Here is a 19,314-nt window from a genome sequence, read left to right as displayed (position 1 = left end):
ACTGTATTGTGCATTTAAAAACGCGTCTACTTTAAACTAAGACGCGTTTTTTCCAAATACAAAAACAATTTATAAATTATAAAAAGTTTCCCTACCTTTATAAACGGCCGACTTTCCGAGTTCTTCTTCGATCCTCAGAAGTTCGTTGTATTTTGCGATTCTATCCGTTCTAGAAAGAGAACCGGTTTTAATCTGACCCGCGTTAGTCGCAACTGCGATATGAGAGATCGTAACGTCCTCCGTTTCTCCGCTCCTATGACTTACAACGTTTGTATACTTCGCTTTTTTCGCCATTTCGATCGAAGCAAGAGTTTCAGAAAGAGAACCGATCTGATTGACCTTGATCAAAATTGAATTCCCTACTCCGGAAGAAATTCCTTTGGAGAGTTTCTCAATGTTGGTCACAAAAAGGTCGTCTCCTACGAGTTGAATTTTCTTTCCTAATTTTTCGGAAAGAAGTTTCCAACCATCCCAGTCATTCTCATCCAAACCGTCTTCAATCGTAATAATCGGATATTTGGAAACTAAATTCGCATAATAATCTACGAGCTCGGCACTGGAGAACTCCTTATTATTTTCGGCACCGAGCACGTATTTCTTTTTACTTTTGTCATAAAACTCGGAAGAAGCCGCATCTAAACCGAGTAAAACGTCTTTTTCCGGTTTATATCCTGCCTTTTCAATGGCTTGTAAAATCACTTCGATCGCTTCTACATTACTAGTTAGATCCGGAGCAAATCCACCTTCATCTCCGACGGCAGTGTTCAATTTTTTTCCTTTGAGTACTGATTTTAAAGAATGAAATACTTCTGCTCCCATACGAAGGGCTTCTCGAAAATTTTTGGCTCCTACTGGAAGGATCATAAATTCTTGAAAATCTACGTTGTTATCCGCATGAGCGCCTCCGTTGATAATATTCATCATAGGAACCGGTAATTCTTTGGCAAAATTTCCTCCGATATAACGATATAACGGAAGTTTAGAATGAGAAGCTGCTGCCTTTGCCACAGCGAGAGAAATTCCTAAAATTGAATTAGCACCTAGCTTACCTTTGTTTTTGGTGCCATCAGCGTCTAACATAAGTTGGTCGATTCTATTTTGATCGATCGCGTTTTCTCCTTTTAGTATTTCTTGAATTTTTACGTTTACGTGTTCTACCGCCTTAAGTACCCCTTTTCCGAGATAACGATGTTTATCTCCGTCTCTAAGTTCTACGGCTTCGTATTCTCCAGTGGATGCTCCGGAAGGAACCGCCGCCCTTCCAAAAGAACCATCTACAAGGGTTACATCCACTTCGACCGTAGGATTTCCACGGGAGTCCATAATTTCCCGAGCTTGAATTTTCTGAATTTGAGAGTGATAAGACATTTTATTTCCTGAAATTTATGTATGTTTGTGTTCGCTTGAAGTTGAAAAGACTGTAAAAACAATTTTTAATTCTAAAAACAATTTAGAATTTATCCTAAAAACTTAGAAATCAATCCTATTTGAATCTTCAATAAAACGTGTGAGTTCCCACATTTTTAGATTTTAAGACCAGACTCTTAGTTTTTTACTTTGTTCCACAAGTTTTCAAGTTCAGAATCAGGATGATTAAACGGGCCATATCCAAGAAATCAAGCGGGAAACACGATCCCTAATTTTGCTTCATTTAAGATTTGAAAACCCGGTCTTTTGTTATCAAAAGGCTTACGCACAACTTCAATATGTGGGAACTCTTACAAAGTTAGATTTAAGAGTTGAATACAAAACTTGTAGGAACTCTCACAAAACAATGTAAGAAGATCTTTCGAAAAACGGCATTTTTAAAACAATCGAAGAGAATCAAGTAAAAAAGTGAAGTTCTCAAAAATTATAGAAAGAAGCAGTTGACATTTATCTTTCTACTGATTTCGTGGTATTTTGAAGTTTCTTTCCAATTTATCCAGGGAATCCGAATGAACCAAAATTCAGAATTTGACATCGTCACTCTTATCGAATTAGCAAAACGTAACAAATATGAAAAAGCTGTTGCTGGATTCCATACGTTAGACCGAATCGAAAGACTGGAATTGCCTAAAAAAATCAAGGCTAGAAAACTAGCCGTTCAAGCAATGTTTGCACTCGCCAGCGAAGAAATACAGTACCAATATTTTACAAAAGAAGAAAGAATCAAACTCGATAGAGAAGCTAATCTTACAAACGAATCCTACTCTAAATTCAATGGACTTTTCGAAGCTCCTCAAGCTCCAATCGCAGAAGAAGATACAGAAGAAGATTTCATTCCAGAAGAAGCGCCTCGCCCAATTCTTGATGGCGAAGATGACGACGAAGATTCTCTGGATGAAGATGATGACGACGATGAGGATGACGACGAAGATGAGGATGATGACAACGAGGATGAAGAAGACTTTGATGAGGATGAAGACGAAGAAGAAGATTCTAAAAAAGAAGAGGATTAGAATTCATCTACCAGCTCGTTACAAATCCAAACGGCACTTTAAATTTGAAGGAAACCCAATCGGGTTTCCTTTTTCATTCTAGATTCAACCCTATTGGAGAAGGAGAAAGAATCGCAGAACAGATTCCAATTCCACTCTCAGACAAAGAAACCATTCTCATCTTCGGTTTCGGTTTAGGTTACCACTTAGAATCTTATCTTCAAAAAACAAACCAACCAGTAAACATTCTTATAATCGAACCCATTGAAGGACTAAAGTCGATCGCGGAAAAATTTTTTGATAGAATCTCAAAATCATACGAAAGTAAAGGACATCGTATCCAAATCGTTTTTGGCCTGGACAAATTTCTATCTCACCCTCTCTCTTTCTGGATTTCCGAAAAAACAAACCAAGTCTCCCCTTTTTTACACCCAGTTTATTCTAGAAAATTTTCCGATCTAACATTGAGTTTTTTGGATTCCCTCAAACAAAATTCTCAAAACAAAATCGCCAAAGAATATTTTCAAAAAATTTGGATACGTAACTGTGTTCGAAACCTTACAAGTTCATTCCAAAATTCTAATACTTCTCTAATTCTTTCCGGCGCCAAAAATAACTTCTTTCAAAACCAAACCTTAGTTTTTACAGGTGCAAGTCCTTCGCTCGAAAAAGAAACGGACTGGATTTCTAAAAACAGAAACCAATTTCATCTACTCGTTTCGGACACTTCTTTGGGTTGGATTTTAAATTTCGGAATCATTCCAGATGCGGTTTTAAGTTTAGATTCTTCTAGAGGTACGTTATTTCACTTTCGAAATATTCTTCCCAAAGAAATTCCAATCCTTACTTGGTTTGGAGGTTGCACTTATCTTTTTGATCTTCCGAATCCGAAATGGATTTATTTTTCCACTCATCCTTTAGATCAAATTCTAAGATCTCTTTTTTTCCCAAACGCACCTATTTTGGAAAATCCTTCTTTGAATATGGCGGGAATCGCCATGTCCTTCGCCAAACACCTAAAATACGATAGGCTAGTTTTAAAAGGTGTCGATTTTCATAGAAACGGTGGTAAAACTCATTGTAGATCCAGCGGTTACGAAACCTATGATCGTTTTTTTCTTTCCAGAAAAGTAAGTTTGTCTAAGACACGGTTTCAAAAATCAAAGTCGTGGGACAAAAGATTTTCCATTTTAGAAATTTTAAAAGAAGAATCTCCGGAACTTTTTCATCTTCAACCAGATCCTATATCTAAAACCGTGAAAAAACTCAGAGAAGGTTTGATCTTAGAAGACCCAAAAAAAATTCAGTTCGAAAAATGGATTCGATTTTGTATTGCACATTTAGATCTAAAAAACTATTTTTCTTCCCGAATCTTAAATATTCCTTCGGTAATCAAACCTTAAATAAATCTTAAAGATATACTCTTGACGCAATTGTATTTCTAAAGATAGTTTCCGATTTGGGACAAAGATTATGAATAAAGGTTATATCATTTGTGTCGATGATGAAATATCGGTGCTGGAAACGATTCAACAGCAACTCCGTAACGAATTCGGAGAAAGCCATGAAATCGAAATTGCAAACAGCGCGGAAGAAGCTCTGGCACTCATGGAGGAAATCCAAAATTCCGGCTATGTAATCGAAGTGGTAATTACAGATCAAGTAATGCCCGGCATGAAAGGTTCTCAGTTTTTAGAAGAAGTTCACAAAAAACTTCCAGACTCGATTAAAATCATGCTTACCGGTCAAGCCGGTCTTGATTCCGCAATCCATGCGATCAACTTCGGAGGTTTGAGTCGTTATGTGGAAAAACCTTGGAATATAGAAGAACTCATAGGAGATATTCGTTTCTTGATAGAAAAGTTCCGTCAAAATTTAGAGAATCAACATTTAATCAATGAACTCAGTAGAAAAATCCAAAAACTGGAAGAACAAAATCAAAAATTCCAGCAAGAAATCTAAAAAAAAACACCTTAACTTTGTGAAACACATTCTTTTTTTTGTATATATTCTTCTTTTACTTTTTACGCAAATTTCTGTATTTGCTCAATCAAAGTCGACTAAACTTTCCGAAGAACAAATTCTAAAGAAAAAGGAAGTCCTTTTACAGGTTTTAAAATTCGGAACCACTAAAGAAAGAGCAATGGCACTTCGAGAACTCGAAGAATTTCCACCAGAACATTCCGGAATTTTAATAGATCAGCTCGGTAAAATTTTAGATAAGGATCCGGATTGGATGATGAGGGTCTATTCAATTAGAACCGTTGCCGCTTTAAAACTCACTCAGTATGAAGAATCGATTCTTAAACTTTTAAAAAACGAACAACCGGATATACAAAAAGAATCTATCTACGCTACTAAAAAGTTAAAATTAGAAAAGGCCGTTCCAATTCTTTTTGAAATACTAAAAACACAGGACTTTACTAAAAATTCCAATCTTACCGTAGGACTTTTAGATGCGTTAGGCGATTTTCCTCCTCAAGAAGAATCTTCTTCTTTTTTACTCGCTCGATTGCATGAAAACTTTAACGATCCAGAAATTAGAGCCCAGATCGCTCTTTTTTTTGGAAAGAACAAAGATAAAAAAGCAGAAAACACGTTACTCGAAATCTATAAGGATTCCAAAGAACCAATCACTCTTAGAAGTTTTTCCGTTAGTTCTCTTGGTAAAATAAAATCCATTTCTTCAATGCAAACAATCAAAGAGGAATTGGAAAAAATCAGGAATCTCAAAAACAAACAAGAAGTCAAAGATTTTCAACCTTTAAAGATCCATTCCGTTACAGCACTGGTTTCCATGGGAGACAAAGATATATTAGAAGAATTGTATGCATACGCAAGAGACGACGATCCTGTCGTAAGACTCAGAGCAATCAAACATCTTACCGATACGGGAGATATGTCCGTTCTTGAAATTTTAGAGTATAAGGCTCAAAAAGACCCGAGCGAAAAAGTAAAAAAAGCCGCAAAAGCAGCAATCGAAAAATTAAAAAAAGGAGAATTCGGAAAAGATTCAGAAGATTCACTTCCTAACAAACCCAAATCAGGGTATAGAGAAAAACCAATTCGTTCGAGTGATCCTTTACCAGGCACCTCCAGCCCCGATTTAAGACCTCCTGGGGGGGAAAGCGGCCCGCCTTCTTCTCCATCCGGAGGCAAACCAGAATCCGAAGATTTAGAGGATTGATATTTTGTTATATTTTCTGAATATTCTAAAAATATTATATTTTAGTTTCTTTCTTTTTAATATTTCAACCCTATCCATTTTTGCCCAAGAGGTCCACAGAGCCGCTTCTACATATAGAAATTCGATCCCTCTTTCAGAGCCTCGAATTTCCGATATTAAAGAATCCTTATCTTCCGAATCCCCAAATTCGTTAAAACTTTTTTTTCAAGAACTCAAAGGAAACTACGCAATCTTTTACGACTGGAATGGAGAAACAGTATATTATAAATATAGAATTAATAAATTCGACAAATCTAAACTTAGACAGGTTCGTAAACTTTCGGAAGGCGCCGCATACGAAGTAAATGGCCGCTGGGAAGGTTTGATCGTCTTTCAAGTTTCCACAGTTCCACTTTTTAAAAAGGTTTCCGAAATTAGTTTAGAAGAAAAAAAAGATAAATTCTCCATTCCGGTTTTTGATCTTGTTGAATTTAAGGAACTGGCTCTGGATGAAATCCTTTATTAAAAAAAAGATTCAAAACAATTTTTTTAAAAAAAAGTTTCCAGCTTTCTTAATTTTTCTAAGCAGTTTTATTTTTTCTTCATCCTTTGATTTGTTAGCACTCGATCCGTTAAATCCAGATCTATCGTATCATTTGACTCCTTTTATATTAAACATAGTAAAAATCCGTTTTCCAGAAAAAGCAGAAGTTCTAAAACTTGGAACCGGAAATCATTGGAAAATAATTCCTACTCAGGGAAAAGCTTGGATGTTGATTTTACGAGAATGGGATGGGCTTCCTTCCAATGAAGAATCTCTCAAATCTATTCTAAAAGATTTATTTCCGAATTCATTTCCAAAACTTCCTAACTTTAAAATGATCGGTGGTGAAATAAAAAAAAACGTCTACGACACCCCTCTTACCATTCGTTATTTTCTTTTGGAAAAAAATAAAAAAATCGTATCGATCTATCTTTGTTTTGATTCAGAAAATAAAACCATTTCTGATTTTTTTCAAGATCCGAATCAATTTCTGATACCAACCTCGATCGATTCTTTTTAATCTCTTTTGAGAAATTCACTTGAAGAACAAGACTTCTCATAAAAACTGGAATCACTCCGGGCCTATAGCTCAGTTGGTTAGAGCGGCAGACTCATAATCTGCGGGTCGAAGGTTCAAGTCCTTCTGGGCCCAACGGAGTAAACTTACTTCAAACAAAACAACTCAATGAAACACTCCTATGGGTCGTGTTTCAGGACTTGAAGCTTTCTTGCGAGAGCGTTTCAAGCGATCCCATAGAGAGCGCAAGAAACGCGCGAGACGAACCCATGGAGCAAGACGACGTAGAGCTTTTAGTCGAACACGATGTAAGACTGCGTAACGGTAAGTTCACCTTACTCTATAGATAATCTTGCGCGCGAAGGTTCAGAGAAACTCAGCGGATACCTTCCTATGGGGCGGCATCCATCTTCTGGGCCCAACGGAGTAAACTTACTTCAAACAAAATCAAATACTAACTCAAACAACTCAATGAAACACTCCCTATGGTGGGTCGTGTTTCAGGACTTGAAGCTTTCTTGCGAGAGCGTTTCAAGCGATCCATAGAGAGCGCAAGAAACGCGCGAGACGAACCCATGGAGAAAGACGACGTGGAGCTTAGTCGAACACGATGTAAGACTGCGTAACGGTAAGTTCTACCTTACTACAGATAATCTGCGGGGAAGGTTCAGAGAAACTCAGCGGATACCTTCCTATGGGGCGGCATCCATCTTCCGTAAATGATGGCTTGAAGATTCTTTCGATCGTTTTTCCAAATCAAATATTTCATGAACCCTACTTCTATAAAATAACGTGAGTTCGACGTAAGAAATCTATGATTCATTTTTATGAAAAAAATTGGGTTTTGAACCCTACAGATCGATTCCTAAAATGTGGGAACTCACACAAATCATATTTTTACGAACAAATCTTAAATGTAGGAACTCATACTTTCAAAAAATTCTTTCTCATTTTCTTACGTCGAACTCAGATTGAAATAAAATTCCGTTAAGTATTATTTCTACTTGGAAATTATTTAAAACTAGAAAGTAACGTTTTTATCCATCCTTATTAAATTGAATAGATAAATATCTATCACAAAGTGCCGCTTCATGTAAGTTCGATAGAACTAATGCGAAAGTAATTGAAGCATAGGGAAACTTCAGCAGAACAATTCTTGCAAACTCAGTGCTTCACTCCCTAAACTCAATGCACCGCTTCCTACGATTCGTTCGATAAATCGCGTTCCATAATAAGTTATAATTAAATACAAAATATCGCATTACATTTCCCTCATGCAATTCATCAATTGGATCCGAAAACGGCCCGGCAATGCTGAATTCTTTCAAATTTTATTCTGCAAACTTATATTAGATTATTGAAAGTTATAATTAACAAAACTGCTTCAATCTACCCTTTCTATCAAACAGATGAGAATTCATTTTTCAACAACTCTATTATTAAAATATAAATCATTGGATTGGTTCTTTATTTGTAATTCTAAGTGAAATAGATAAAATCAATTGAAATGTGTTAAGATAAATCACCATTTTTAATATTAAAAATACATGATGCATTTTATTAATTTATATATAAATAATTTATAATTTAAAAATTCTAATAAAAATTTTTATATTTATTCTTACACTTGAAACAAATTTTCATTTTTATCGTCCTCTTATGGAATCCAATTTATACAATTCTAAATTACTTAGAGAAGCAGAACAATCCAATCCACAAATATCCAAAATAAAAAATTTATTAAATGAAGGGGCAAACATCAATTGTTACGCTTTGAATAAAGGAGCAAAAAACAATTGGAGCAATACACCACTTCACATTTCTGTAAATAGCGGTAACATTGATATTATTGAAGAACTAATTCAATTAGGAGCAGATGTTAATTCTAAAAACCAGAAGGATTCACACCTTCATTTAAAATTCCTTGGGGCAGAAAAGAAGGTTTAAAAGTATTAAAACTTTTGCATAACCCCACGGAGCCAATTTATTTGAAAAGGATAACGATTAAACTTCTTTGCTTCATTATGCTGCCTTAAACAATCAAATTTCTATTTTAGAATTTCTTTTAGAAAAGAAGATTTAGATCCAAACCAAGTCAATTTAGAAAACGAAACTCCTCTGCACTGGACCGTAAATTATAATTCTTTAAAATGTGTTCCTATTTTACTAAATGCTGGTTCCAATATAAATTCTAAAAATTCAGAAGGAAGAACCGTTTTACATGAAGCAGCAAAAACAGATGATCAATATCTTATCCAAATGTTTCTCCAGCTGGAGCAGATAAAGAAATAATCGATAATGAAGGAAAAAAGCCAATAGATCTGTCAGAAAAAGAAAGAAAGAAAGAACAAAAAATTTACTTTCTGGAAATGTATCTTTTAATTTAGATTCAGAACTTTTATCTATGGTTCAAAAACTTAGAACCGATCAAAAAGAACTTTTTGAACTTCTTTCAAAAAAAAATCCAAAAAAGTCTGCACAGTTTTTTATCAAAAATAGATCGTGTTAACTTTATCAAGTCTACTTCTACTATATTCAAAAAACTTAAAAAACATTGGAAAACTTCTTTTCCAGAAATTAATACGATCGTTCTCGAATACGCAAACCTCATTTAACGATTATGCCTATGCCCGAGGATACAAACAGTTTAAAATAATCGAAAAAAGTACAGTTGAATTTCCAAGTAAATATCTGAAATTCGAAGACTTCGAAAACGGTATCGATTTTACGGATGCATTTGAAGCAATCGATTCTATTTTAGAATCTTGTAATTCTAAAGAATACCAAGTCGTAAAAAAACTTTATAACTCTTTTTTATCAGTTTTGTTAAACGAAATTCTTACGAAAATTTTCGCGCAGGATTCAGACGATTTTTGGTAGCGAACACGACCAAGAACCTTTTTTATTATATAAATCTTGACAATTCATTCTCAACTGAATCAATATAAAACAAACTATGATCGAAAAAGAATTTAAATTAGGTACTATAATTGCAGAAAGAGAACTTTTCTTTCACTCAAAACGCAAAAAACAAAAGATCATCGTAAAAATGGGCAAACCTAAATATCTTCAAAAATCAGACAGTTGGTATTGTCCGATACAGATCACAGGAATTGGATTCAAAAAAATATGTGCCGCCTATGGAGAAGATTCAATGCAATCTCTTCAACTTGCAATAAAATTGATTATTATTAATCTTTCTCATTTTCAAAAAACTCAATCTGGAAAATTGATTTGGCTTGGACAAGAACAAAAGGTTATCTCAAAAATTTTTCTGGCTTCAAACACAACTCTGTAATCACACTTACTTGAGTTCAGGTATTTTGATAAAATTAAATCTTTCGATAAAATGTGATAGTTTCCGCAATTACGTTTTTATTATTTAATTTACTGATTTTAGAAATCTATGTACAATTTGAATTTTTGTACAATTTCCATATTTAAGACAAAACCTTATTTTCATAGATTGAAAAAAGATAGTAAGCGAGTGTTTACTATTAAAAATAACGTCAATGAAAAATATCTATCGACTGGGTACGGTGATTGCGGAACGAGAAATTTTTTTTCAAGTTGGGAAGAAAAAATCTGAGGTTCATATCAAAGGTTTCGATTAATCAACTCCATTGACAGTGCATTCTAAATGATAGGCTTACTACTCGTTCATTACTTCCAAAAACTATATGACCTCAATTGGCTAAAACCCGAAGACCTAATCTTCCCGCCTACAATAAAACTAGAAGAACTTTCAAAAAATGAAATTACAAAAGCATAATGTTCGAATTGAGTGTAAACTAAATTTTTAAGACGTTTGACTTAGAGCCGGTCTCAAAACTACCTATCAAAAAAGTTAAAAGCAATGATAGAGCTTGCGAGATAAAGAGATGCAAGATAATTTTCAGATTTTCTTTCCCAACGAATTAGGATAGCCCTGAATCGATTGTGCCAACTGTTAGTTCTTTCAACGACCCAACGTCTAGGTTTTCCTTTATATTTACCGATGAGAGGCTTTTCACCTTTTTTCCGAATATGAGATTGAATGTTTCTTCTTTTGATTAAAACTTCTATATCTTTGAAATCATAACCTTTATCTAAACAAATATGTTTTGGCTTCTTTCTTCTTTTTCCGGAAAATATTAGGATTGAATTCAACGTATCTTTTACACCGTGTTTGTCATGAACGTTAGCTCCAGTCAATGTAATTGCCAAAGGAATTCCATTTCCATCTGTAAGAATATGCCGTTTAACACCTAATTTGGCACGGTCTGTAGGGTTTTTCCCAGTTAAGCTCCCCCTTTGGGAGCTTTAACCATTGCCGAATCCATCGAAGCCCAGTCCCATGCTATTTGATTCTTTACATCATAATATTTTAAAATAGATTTATAAATCTTTTTGAATACTCCTGCTCGTTCCCATTCTTGAAATCTTCTGTGACAAGTTTGGCCTGATCCAAACTCATTCGGAATGGCACGCCACTGACAGCCTGTTTTCATTCGATAGATGATACCTGACATTACTACTCGTGTTGGTACTCGATTGCGACCTCCTTTCGGATTTACATTTTCTTTCGGGATTAATGGGGCTATTTGTTTCCAAAGTGCATCCGGTATCTCTGAATAATATTTGTCCATTTCACATTGATATTATTACCCTTTCTCTCTACAAACAGTTTTGAGACCGGCTCTTAGGATAAAATTTTATTTTGAGTCTAAGTTAATTTATTGAATTTCAATAATTTAACAGAATATTCTAAACTTCTAAAACTTAACTTAAGTTGACTTAAATTTAGTATAAGAAAATAAAAATTTTTTTCTAAAAGTAATCGCTTATACATTAGAATTGTTAAAAAATTAATTCTTTATCTATTTTCGTTACATTTAAATGAATGATTGAAGCAGCTTTGCTAATCTTTACTATAGAATTTTCCAAAAACTCTATTTTTTATTCAGTTAAATAAAAACGTAGCTCCTTGACAAACTTACATTCAATGATTTTATAAAACTCATTTACGATTTTTTTAAATTTATCTCTGGAAAGTTCAAGTTTCAAGATTACGAAAATTCAATAATAAACTACTGGAAAATTTACAAATATTGAGATGTAACTGCTTTGTGGGAGATCTGTATTTTATTAGAAACTTATAAAATACTATTGTTATTACAATTTTTGTATGAGTTCCCACATTTTGAGATCACTTCTTTTCAACTCGTTCTGCTCCAGGTCTTTATTTTACTTTTAAAAAATTTTGGAAGAAAAATTGAATTTTAAAACAAACTCTTTCTACTTAAAATCTTAGATTTGAAACTCATGGATTAAAACATACGGTTTAAAAATTTCTATCCGATTTACAAAATAAATACGCGAGCTTATTAGAAAACGCGACCCTGCGGTCTCTCTTCAAAAGATTTTTTTAAAAAACTAAAATACAGTAGGGACACGCCCAAATTTGAATAAAAAAAGTCCCACTCACCTCTAAAAAGAAATACCCAAGTTTTCGTACCGGTTTTTGACAAATTCACGACGAATTATAATTCGAAGTGATTTTAAATTGAACTTTATCGGCAAAACAAAGAAACCTATCAAAATTATAATTCGCAAAAAACCTACGTTTTTTTAACCCGGTTTATCATTGTAATTCCCGGTTACGATTCAGATATTACCGACATGAAAACACAGAACATACTTAAACTTGCCGCAACCTTAGGTTGCATTTTTCTTTTGGCTTCCGGCTGTAAACAGGATCCGGTCGACTACAACAACAAGATTATGGAAGTTTTAAATTCTTCCATTACCGACTTGGACGCGTTAAACGCTGCGATGGAAAAAGAAGACCTCGCAAATGCGGAAAGTGTTAGAAAGGCTTGGGAAACCAAACTCGTTTCTTCCCTTGATAAGTTGAAAGGAATCGGCGATTTCAAAGGTGATGCAAGTTTTAAAAATGCGAGTGTGCAAGCGCTCGAAACTTATTTGAACATCGTGAGTAAAGACTACAAACGTTTGATCGAATTACGCGGCTTAGGCGACAAAGCAGATGGAAACGAAATCAATCAAGTTCTCAATCGAATCAATCAAGATTTCGAAAAGGCTGCAAACACTCTGAACGCAGCGTCCGATAAGTTCGCAAAAGAATACACGAGTCAATAACTCTATATTCGCAGACCAAGATGCGGCGTCTTATTTTTATTTAAGCGCCGTATCTTGAAAGCAATTGATTCGATCGTTTTATACAAAACCCTTACTTTCCATTTTCATTTTGTTTTCGATCAGTATATTTTATTTTTGTAAAGGATCAAACAACTCTCAACAAATGATCTTAAAAGAAAAAACATATCTTTCGGATCCGAGTCGGAAAACCGAAACCGTACCGGGAAAAGGACATCGGCTTCTACTGCCCCGTTCAAATCGAGACGATCGATTTAAAAAAATTTATACCGCTTTGGGTTCCGATTTTATAAGGGCGATTCAAAATGCGCTTAAGATGACCGGTAAATTGATTCTTTCCCGCCTGCGTAAAATCAATCCGGAACGATTGAAATTCCTGAATGCGGAACACATTGACTTTCCTTACTTCAAAAAACCGGATGAAGTATTGAAAGAACTTTTCGTTTTAATATCCACTTTAGAAAAAGTAAATATTCAAATCGAAATCTCAAATCAATCACAGATTAAAACTCGATCCATGGATCACAAATAAAACTTCGCTTAACAATCCCGCATATGCGCAAACTTGGAGAGACGCGGCCATGCGACATCAAGTCGTTTACAATCGTTCAGAAAAGGAAAATTCCATTGTCGCAGGCACGCTCGGAGTTATATTATAAAAACAGATATTTGATACAATAGTATTTTATAATTTTTGAATCTATTTTTTAAAGAAAATATTTTTCTGAGTATCAAAAAGTTTTTTACTCACTTTATAATTTTTATTTCCAATTTCAATTCGTTTAAACCTGAATTTTTTTAGAAAGAATTCGCTTAAAAAGACTAAAAATTTGTTTAAATCCAGGTTGGCACAAAAGTTTTCACCGATAATCCTGGCAGTAGTATGGCTGGAGTTTTAGAAAAAAAAAACACATCTCGTAAAAGAAGAGGAAAAAGCGGACTTAACGTTGCGGCCGATGACATATTTATCTTTCCTATTCCCGGAACCACTTATAAGTTTTTGGAAAAAGTTTGGTCTTCTTTTGTAAATAAATTTGTCGCATTAACTTTTACAAACAATCAACCGGTGTTCAATTACGCCGTATTCGAAGCGATCCAAGATAAAAATCTAAAAATAGTTGCTTCCGCGACTCATTTTAAAATGAAAGAGATCGCTACCAGAATCGGTCTCAAAGACATTCAAGAATTTATCAATAGAACCCTCCCCGTTTCCATCCAGGATCAAGATAATCTTTCCGCAAACTTTATCCGAGAAGCAATCATTTCTGTAGAAACTAAAAAACGTCCCGAAGTTGTTTTTAGTAGTCTCAAAGACGATAAAATTCATCCAAACTTAAGACACCTTCTTTCCGGCACCATGAACTACGCTGCTGGAATTCCTCTTTTTGTAAAAGGAAATCCAATCGGTATGATCTGGGGAATTCGCAGAGACAGAATGAGCGACGAACAAAGAGAAGAAGTTAGAGAACAGTTAAGTTCTTTTTACGATGTTGTAGACTTTGTAGTCGCGCGAGAAATGGATAATAAAGCAGATCCTTATATCGCTAAGAAGAATATTGAAAAGGCGGACCTTCATTCTTACGCAAAACATCTCTATTACACTCGAACCGGCGGACAACAACATCCAGTTACTTCAATCATATTCGATTGCCATACTTATAACTGTTCTTATCGTTTGGATGCGAGTTATATCATACCGTCTAACAATGGTTTTTCGGTCAGTCTAAAACGATTTGAACCGGAGAAAACAAATGGTACTGGAAAAATTCTTCTATTGATTCCAGGTTTTTTCTGTAGAAGATCTGTGATGGACAAAGTAGCGAGAGAAATGGCCCTCAATTATGGTTATCGAGTTTTTTCTATGGATATGCGGGGCCGTTCCAGACAAACACTTCCTTACAATGGTATCAAAGAAGGTTGGACAATAGACGATTTCATCCAAGAAGATTTTCCAGCCGTGCTCAACTGGATTCGAGAAAGTTTTCCTAAAGAAAAGATCGTAGTCATGGGGCATAGTATGGGAGGAATGATTCCTCGTTATTATGTATCCGCTTATGAAACCTTTATCGCCAAATATCCTCAGAACAAAGTTCTTCTTCCCGATCCCAAAGAAGTAATTTCTGGAATTATCTCAGTTACTTCTCCCAACTTTGTTTCTGTAGGAACCAATATTCCAGGGATGAGCGCTCTCAAAACTGGACTCAGCTTATTACCAGCCAAATCGATTTCTGATTTCCTTTTTGATATTACTACTTTTTCTCTTCAGTCCACTCTTCCTACCGTAGATCTGAATAAATTCTTCAAGTTTTTATTGGGCCTTCATTCTTCTTTAAGAACGGTTTCGTTCGAGCTAAGTACGAAGGTTGTGAACTTGAGAGACTTCGTAGGTTACAGACAAATTTCTCCTCCGGAATGGTATTTTCTAATCGAAGATATTTTTTGCGAAGAATCTACAAAAGTGATTCTACAATTTATCCGTTCTCAATTGAGCAAAGACCACGCATTTTTTTCCTTCGACGGTTCTATCAATTACACGGAATTACAAAGAAACTTCCGGCTTCCGATCTATTCCGTATTAGGCACGTTGGATAAGATTGTTCCAGTAAATTCGGTGGAAGAAGAGCTAAGAGCCCTTCCTTCTTCCAACAATCAAATCGTAAAATTCGATCAAGGACATTTGGGAATTCTATTTCATATGCCAACGGTTCGAGAAATGTGCTCTGGCTTTCACGATTGGATCCAGAAATTGGATTAATTTTCCCAATAAGTAAAGAATTTGACACCAAAGGATTAGAAGGATAGCCTCCAAGGGAATGGATCTTGTAGAAGCAAAAATTTCGGATATTTCTCTGACAAACGTAGGCTTTGCGGTTTTTCTCAAAACGAAGGACGATTCCGATTCTAGAGTTGTCCCGATTTTTATTGGGCCTTTAGAAACTCATTCCATTACTTCAGTTTTGGATGGAACAAAACCACCTAGACCAATGACCCACGATTTGATGACAGTACTTATTGGAACTTTAAACGTAAGTATCATTAAAATTTCGATCGAAGAAATTATAGATAACACCTTTTATGCGAAAATTACTCTCCGCAAAGACGAAGACGTAATCGTATTGGATGCAAGGCCAAGCGATTCCATCGCACTAGCGCTTAGAGCCAACGCTCCGATTTATCTCGCTAAAAAAGTAATTGAAGAAGCCGGAATCGAAATGAAAGACGAAGAAATTCCAGGCGAATCTATCGCGAGAGAAAAAATTTCCCAACTTCCCAAAACACAATTGGAAATATTACAAGAATCTTTAAATAACGCTCTCAGAACCGAAGACTACGAAACCGCCGCACGAATTCGGGATCAGATCAAAAAGTTAATCGAGAATTCTTAATTTTCTTGATATAGTTTTAAAAAAGAGACGACTTAGAACCGGTATCAGTTATCAAGCTCAACCGGTAGATTAAAAGGAGAATCAAATTGGAAAGGTTATTGATGGATATTCTAAACGCAGGAATCGCACTATTTCAAAACGGAGAAGAGAAAGTTAAACAGTCCCTGGCCGAATTGGATACAATCTACCAGGAACTGAGGGCTAAAGGTGAAATCAACAAAAGTCTGGAAGCCAACAGGGTTCGAGAACTTCTCAATAAAACGGTTCAAGATGCAACCGAAATTCTTTCAAAGGGAGAAGAAAGCAGACAACAAGCGTTTGCAAAACTTCAGGAAAATTTTATTCGGCTTTCTGCTGAAATTGAATCTTCTATTCCAGAACCTCTCAAAGCAGCCGCAAAAAATACCTTAGATGAACTAAAACATCTCTTAAGTAAAAAGCAATAATCCTACTTTTTCTGAAAATGTTAAGACAAGGTAAACAGCTTGAAAGACTATTGTCTTCAAGCCCTGCCTACCTCGTATGAATAAAACTTCTTTTGTACTTTTTTTTACAGTATTCATAGACATGATGGGATTTTCTGTAATCTTTCCCATCTTTCCAGAAACTCTAAAGATATTTCTTACTCAATCTGGAGATCCTGTTTTAGATCGGTTTGCGGATCTGACTCGAATTTTGTTGGAAGTTTCTTCCGGAGATCGCTCTTTATTTGTCGCTCTTTTTGGTGGGATCGTAGCAAGTCTCTATTCCATTTTACAATTTATATTTGCACCAATCTGGGGAAAAGTCTCAGACCATTTAGGCCGTAAATCTGTGTTAGTTCTTACTAGCTTTGGAAGTTTTTTGGGTTATACAATTTGGTTGTTTTCGGGAAGTTTTTCGTTTTTCGTTTTATCCAGAGTGATTACAGGAGCGATGGGAGGAAACATATCTGTAGCTTCTGCAGCGATGGCGGACATTACGAACGAAAAAGATCGAGCCAAAGGAATGGGAATGATAGGCGCCGGTGTGGGTTTAGGTTTTATCGCAGGTCCTCCAATCGGAGGATTATTCGCTAAAATTAATTTAGATTTTTTGAAACTTATGTTTCCAGATTTAACGTTTACCGTATTTCCTGCTTCGGCTCTTGCCGCTACAATCATCGCGTTAATCAATTTGCTCATGATTCTTTTTTGGTTTCGGGAAACATTCGATCAAAAAGATTTGTTAGAAAGAAAAAAAATTCATCCGATTTTAGGAGTTTTCACTTCGAAAAATAAAGAAGTCGTTTTATATTCTATTTTTTATTTCGTTTTTGTATTCGCATTTTCTGGTTTTGAATTTTCGATCAATTTTTATCTCAGTCAATTTTTGAACTACGAACCTACAGAAATCGGTTTTACTTTTGTTTATATAGGAATGATTATCGTACTGATTCAAGGAGGAGTTTTTAGAAGATTATCCGGAAAAGTTGACGAAACAAAACTAATTCGTTTCGGAACTTTCTTTTTATTAGTAGGTTTTTTTATTTTATACTTCGTTTCTAATTCTTATCAACTTTTTATTTCACTTACGTTTTTAGCTTCTGGAAGTGCGTTGCTTCATCCCTCCTTATCTACGTTAGTCTCTCTTGTATCCGGAAAAGAAGAACAAGGAACCAACCTGGGAATGTTTAGAAGTTTCGCTTCTTTGGGAAGAGGAATGGCCCCCTTTGTATTTTGTTTAATTTACTTTAGCAAAGGTCCCGCAGTCTCGTTTTTGACTTCCGGACTTGTTAGCTTTCTATTTCTTCTTTTTATATGGAAATTAAAACAACCAAAAACGAATAGAATCTAAAAACTACTGATCTCTTACTTTTTGTATGAGCTCCTACATTGGAATTGTTGAAAAATTCTTATACAGATAACTGATGATACGATTCTATTTTATTTTTTAACGTGAGCGGGTATAAGGAATTTATTTTTCTGAAAAAAGTTGAAATCTGGACTTTATGGATCAATTCCTAAATTTGTAGGAACTCATACAAAAAGTAAATGTTTAAAAATTTGTAATGTGACTAAATTTGTAGGAACTACTGCAAATCGCAATTTTACGAACTAATTCTAAAATTTTAGAAACTCATACAAAAAATAAATGTTTAAAAATTTGTAATGTGACTAAATTTGTAGGAACTACTGCAAATCGCAATTTTACGAACTAATTCTAAAATTTGTAGGAACTCATACAAAAAATAAATGTTTAAAAATTTGTAATGTGACTAAATTTGTAGGAACTACTGCAAATCGCAATTTTACGAACTAATTCTAAAATTTGTAGGAACTCATACAAAAAATAAATGTTTAAAAATTTGTAATGTGACTAAATTTGTAGGAACTACTGCAAATCGCAATTTTACAAACTAATTCTAAAATTTTAGAAACTCACATTTTTGGAAAACCAATTCTCATTTTCTCCACAAACTTACGTTCAATAGAAGAGTTTTAAGAATGGCCCTTATACTTACAGAATAGTTCTTAAAACAGTTGCTAATTTTTCAAAATGAAGAGATTCGTCTAACTTATTTCCGTTTTCTAATCGAAGCAAAAACATATCTCGAACTGAATTAGAATCAGTCACCGCCTTAAACGAAAGAATATCGATACCATATAAAAACAAAAGTTGAGACACTTCAAAAATAATACCAGGTCTATCTTTCATTCTCAAATCCATGACGGTACAATCGCTTCCCTGTGAATTGAATAAGAACAATTCGATAGGATTTCTTTCTTTATTTTTCAGATATTCGGCTTTCTCCGGAAATCTTTCTAAGTAATTTAAAACGGAAACACCTTGGAAAAACATTTCTTTCAAATCTTTCTGAATAAGATGAAGGGCTTCCTCTGTCATCGGAAGATTTTCTACACTTTTAACGATGAAAATATCGCTAATATAACCATCTTGAGAAGTTTCTGCTACTGCTTCTTCAATTGTCCAACCTCTCACAAAAAGAGCTGCGGTAACTCTATAGATGATTCCTATTTCGTTATTGGAGATATTCACTTTCAACGCATAGGAGCCGTCTCTTGGAATACAAGAAATATGAACGGAAGATTCTGTGGATGTTTGGATCATTACGGTTCCCTCAAATACATTCTGTTTATTTC

At 34.8% G+C, this 19,314-nt stretch carries 20 protein-coding genes, 1 tRNA gene and 1 pseudogene; 19 read left to right on the top strand and 3 right to left on the bottom strand.

The genetic code is table 11. From position 1 onward, the window contains the following. Window positions 1–69: 69 nt before the first annotated feature. A complete protein-coding gene (gene eno, locus LEP1GSC059_RS18905; RefSeq protein WP_002177762.1) occupies window positions 70–1,368 on the bottom strand; it encodes a phosphopyruvate hydratase in 1,299 nt (432 codons plus the stop codon). A gap of 500 nt (window positions 1,369–1,868) precedes the next feature. Here eno and LEP1GSC059_RS18900 point away from each other — a divergent pair, with 500 nt between their 5' ends. The 13 genes and pseudogenes from LEP1GSC059_RS18900 (at window position 1,869) to LEP1GSC059_RS23800 (ending at window position 10,419) form a co-directional block, all read left to right on the top strand. Then, complete coding sequence (locus tag LEP1GSC059_RS18900) at window positions 1,869–2,441, top strand: hypothetical protein (protein ID WP_017214799.1); 573 nt, start codon at window positions 1,869–1,871, stop codon at window positions 2,439–2,441. A 152-nt stretch (window positions 2,442–2,593) separates the two neighbouring features. After that, a complete protein-coding gene (locus LEP1GSC059_RS18895; RefSeq protein WP_036057978.1) occupies window positions 2,594–3,823 on the top strand; it encodes a 6-hydroxymethylpterin diphosphokinase MptE-like protein in 1,230 nt (409 codons plus the stop codon). 70 nt (window positions 3,824–3,893) lie between these two features. Next, window positions 3,894–4,382: a response regulator gene (locus LEP1GSC059_RS18890; protein ID WP_002152612.1), complete on the top strand. Its 489-nt coding sequence runs from the start codon at window positions 3,894–3,896 to the stop codon at window positions 4,380–4,382. Then, window positions 4,318–5,607, top strand: coding sequence for a HEAT repeat domain-containing protein (locus tag LEP1GSC059_RS18885; RefSeq protein WP_017214798.1), 1,290 nt, complete (start codon window positions 4,318–4,320; stop codon window positions 5,605–5,607). The genes LEP1GSC059_RS18890 and LEP1GSC059_RS18885 overlap by 65 nt, the downstream gene beginning before the upstream one ends. 4 nt (window positions 5,608–5,611) lie before the next feature. After that, window positions 5,612–6,112 carry an LIC_11959 family protein gene (locus LEP1GSC059_RS18880; RefSeq protein ID WP_002177694.1) on the top strand — a complete coding sequence of 167 codons (501 nt, stop codon included), beginning with the start codon at window positions 5,612–5,614 and terminating at the stop codon, window positions 6,110–6,112. Then, window positions 6,096–6,650: a hypothetical protein gene (locus LEP1GSC059_RS18875; RefSeq protein ID WP_020981232.1), complete on the top strand. Its 555-nt coding sequence runs from the start codon at window positions 6,096–6,098 to the stop codon at window positions 6,648–6,650. Before LEP1GSC059_RS18880 ends, LEP1GSC059_RS18875 begins: the two co-directional genes overlap by 17 nt. Before the next feature lie 58 nt (window positions 6,651–6,708). After that, window positions 6,709–6,782 (top strand) — tRNA-Ile (locus LEP1GSC059_RS18870). A gap of 1,524 nt (window positions 6,783–8,306) precedes the next feature. After that, window positions 8,307–8,594 carry an ankyrin repeat domain-containing protein gene (locus LEP1GSC059_RS23820; protein WP_017214794.1) on the top strand — a complete coding sequence of 96 codons (288 nt, stop codon included), beginning with the start codon at window positions 8,307–8,309 and terminating at the stop codon, window positions 8,592–8,594. A 67-nt stretch (window positions 8,595–8,661) separates the two neighbouring features. Further along, entirely contained in the window at window positions 8,662–8,730 is a 69-nt protein-coding gene (locus LEP1GSC059_RS24930) for a hypothetical protein (protein WP_201028149.1), read from the top strand. Continuing rightward, window positions 8,706–8,939, top strand: coding sequence for an ankyrin repeat domain-containing protein (locus LEP1GSC059_RS23810; protein WP_201028148.1), 234 nt, complete (start codon window positions 8,706–8,708; stop codon window positions 8,937–8,939). Before LEP1GSC059_RS24930 ends, LEP1GSC059_RS23810 begins: the two co-directional genes overlap by 25 nt. Window positions 8,940–9,149: 210 nt before the next feature. Beyond that, a complete protein-coding gene (locus tag LEP1GSC059_RS23805) occupies window positions 9,150–9,527 on the top strand; it encodes a hypothetical protein (protein ID WP_017214793.1) in 378 nt (125 codons plus the stop codon). A 76-nt stretch (window positions 9,528–9,603) separates the two neighbouring features. After that, entirely contained in the window at window positions 9,604–9,945 is a 342-nt protein-coding gene (locus LEP1GSC059_RS18850) for a DUF6968 family protein (RefSeq protein ID WP_017214792.1), read from the top strand. Window positions 9,946–10,159: 214 nt separating this feature from the next. After that, window positions 10,160–10,419: pseudogene (locus LEP1GSC059_RS23800) on the top strand (hypothetical protein). 59 nt (window positions 10,420–10,478) lie between these two features. On the opposite strand, the gene LEP1GSC059_RS23305 reads toward LEP1GSC059_RS23800, so the two are convergent. After that, window positions 10,479–11,218, bottom strand: a protein-coding gene (locus LEP1GSC059_RS23305) for an IS5 family transposase (protein ID WP_238323699.1) whose coding sequence is annotated in 2 segments (ribosomal slippage) — window positions 10,479–10,930 and window positions 10,930–11,218 — 741 coding nt in all. Because the reading frame shifts where the segments join, the coding sequence is not laid out codon by codon here. A 1,090-nt stretch (window positions 11,219–12,308) separates the two neighbouring features. Here LEP1GSC059_RS23305 and LEP1GSC059_RS18830 point away from each other — a divergent pair. The 6 genes from LEP1GSC059_RS18830 (at window position 12,309) to LEP1GSC059_RS18800 (ending at window position 18,007) form a co-directional block, all read left to right on the top strand. Next, the gene (locus LEP1GSC059_RS18830; RefSeq protein ID WP_004429171.1) at window positions 12,309–12,788 is read left to right on the top strand and encodes an LIC11966 family lipoprotein; all 480 of its coding nucleotides are present in this window, start codon (window positions 12,309–12,311) and stop codon (window positions 12,786–12,788) included. Window positions 12,789–12,951: 163 nt separating this feature from the next. Beyond that, the gene (locus LEP1GSC059_RS24455; RefSeq protein WP_235592142.1) at window positions 12,952–13,338 is read left to right on the top strand and encodes a hypothetical protein; all 387 of its coding nucleotides are present in this window, start codon (window positions 12,952–12,954) and stop codon (window positions 13,336–13,338) included. A gap of 351 nt (window positions 13,339–13,689) precedes the next feature. Next, the gene (locus tag LEP1GSC059_RS18815; RefSeq protein WP_002177772.1) at window positions 13,690–15,561 is read left to right on the top strand and encodes an alpha/beta hydrolase; all 1,872 of its coding nucleotides are present in this window, start codon (window positions 13,690–13,692) and stop codon (window positions 15,559–15,561) included. 58 nt (window positions 15,562–15,619) lie between these two features. Continuing rightward, the gene (locus tag LEP1GSC059_RS18810) at window positions 15,620–16,192 is read left to right on the top strand and encodes a bifunctional nuclease family protein (protein WP_002177793.1); all 573 of its coding nucleotides are present in this window, start codon (window positions 15,620–15,622) and stop codon (window positions 16,190–16,192) included. Between the two features lie 86 nt (window positions 16,193–16,278). Continuing rightward, a complete protein-coding gene (locus tag LEP1GSC059_RS18805; RefSeq protein ID WP_004423924.1) occupies window positions 16,279–16,638 on the top strand; it encodes a phasin-related domain-containing protein in 360 nt (119 codons plus the stop codon). Between the two features lie 76 nt (window positions 16,639–16,714). Further along, entirely contained in the window at window positions 16,715–18,007 is a 1,293-nt protein-coding gene (locus tag LEP1GSC059_RS18800) for an MFS transporter (protein WP_020981151.1), read from the top strand. 663 nt (window positions 18,008–18,670) lie between these two features. Here LEP1GSC059_RS18800 and LEP1GSC059_RS18795 read toward each other — a convergent pair. Further along, complete coding sequence (locus tag LEP1GSC059_RS18795; RefSeq protein WP_002177709.1) at window positions 18,671–19,282, bottom strand: hypothetical protein; 612 nt, start codon at window positions 19,280–19,282, stop codon at window positions 18,671–18,673. Window positions 19,283–19,314 lie beyond the last annotated feature (32 nt).

It is taken from the genome of Leptospira noguchii serovar Panama str. CZ214, assembly GCF_000306255.2.
Classification (GTDB): Bacteria; Spirochaetota; Leptospiria; order Leptospirales; family Leptospiraceae; genus Leptospira; species Leptospira noguchii.
The sequence above is the reverse complement of the archived record's forward strand: the minus strand, read 5'-3'. Positions and strand labels throughout refer to the sequence as shown.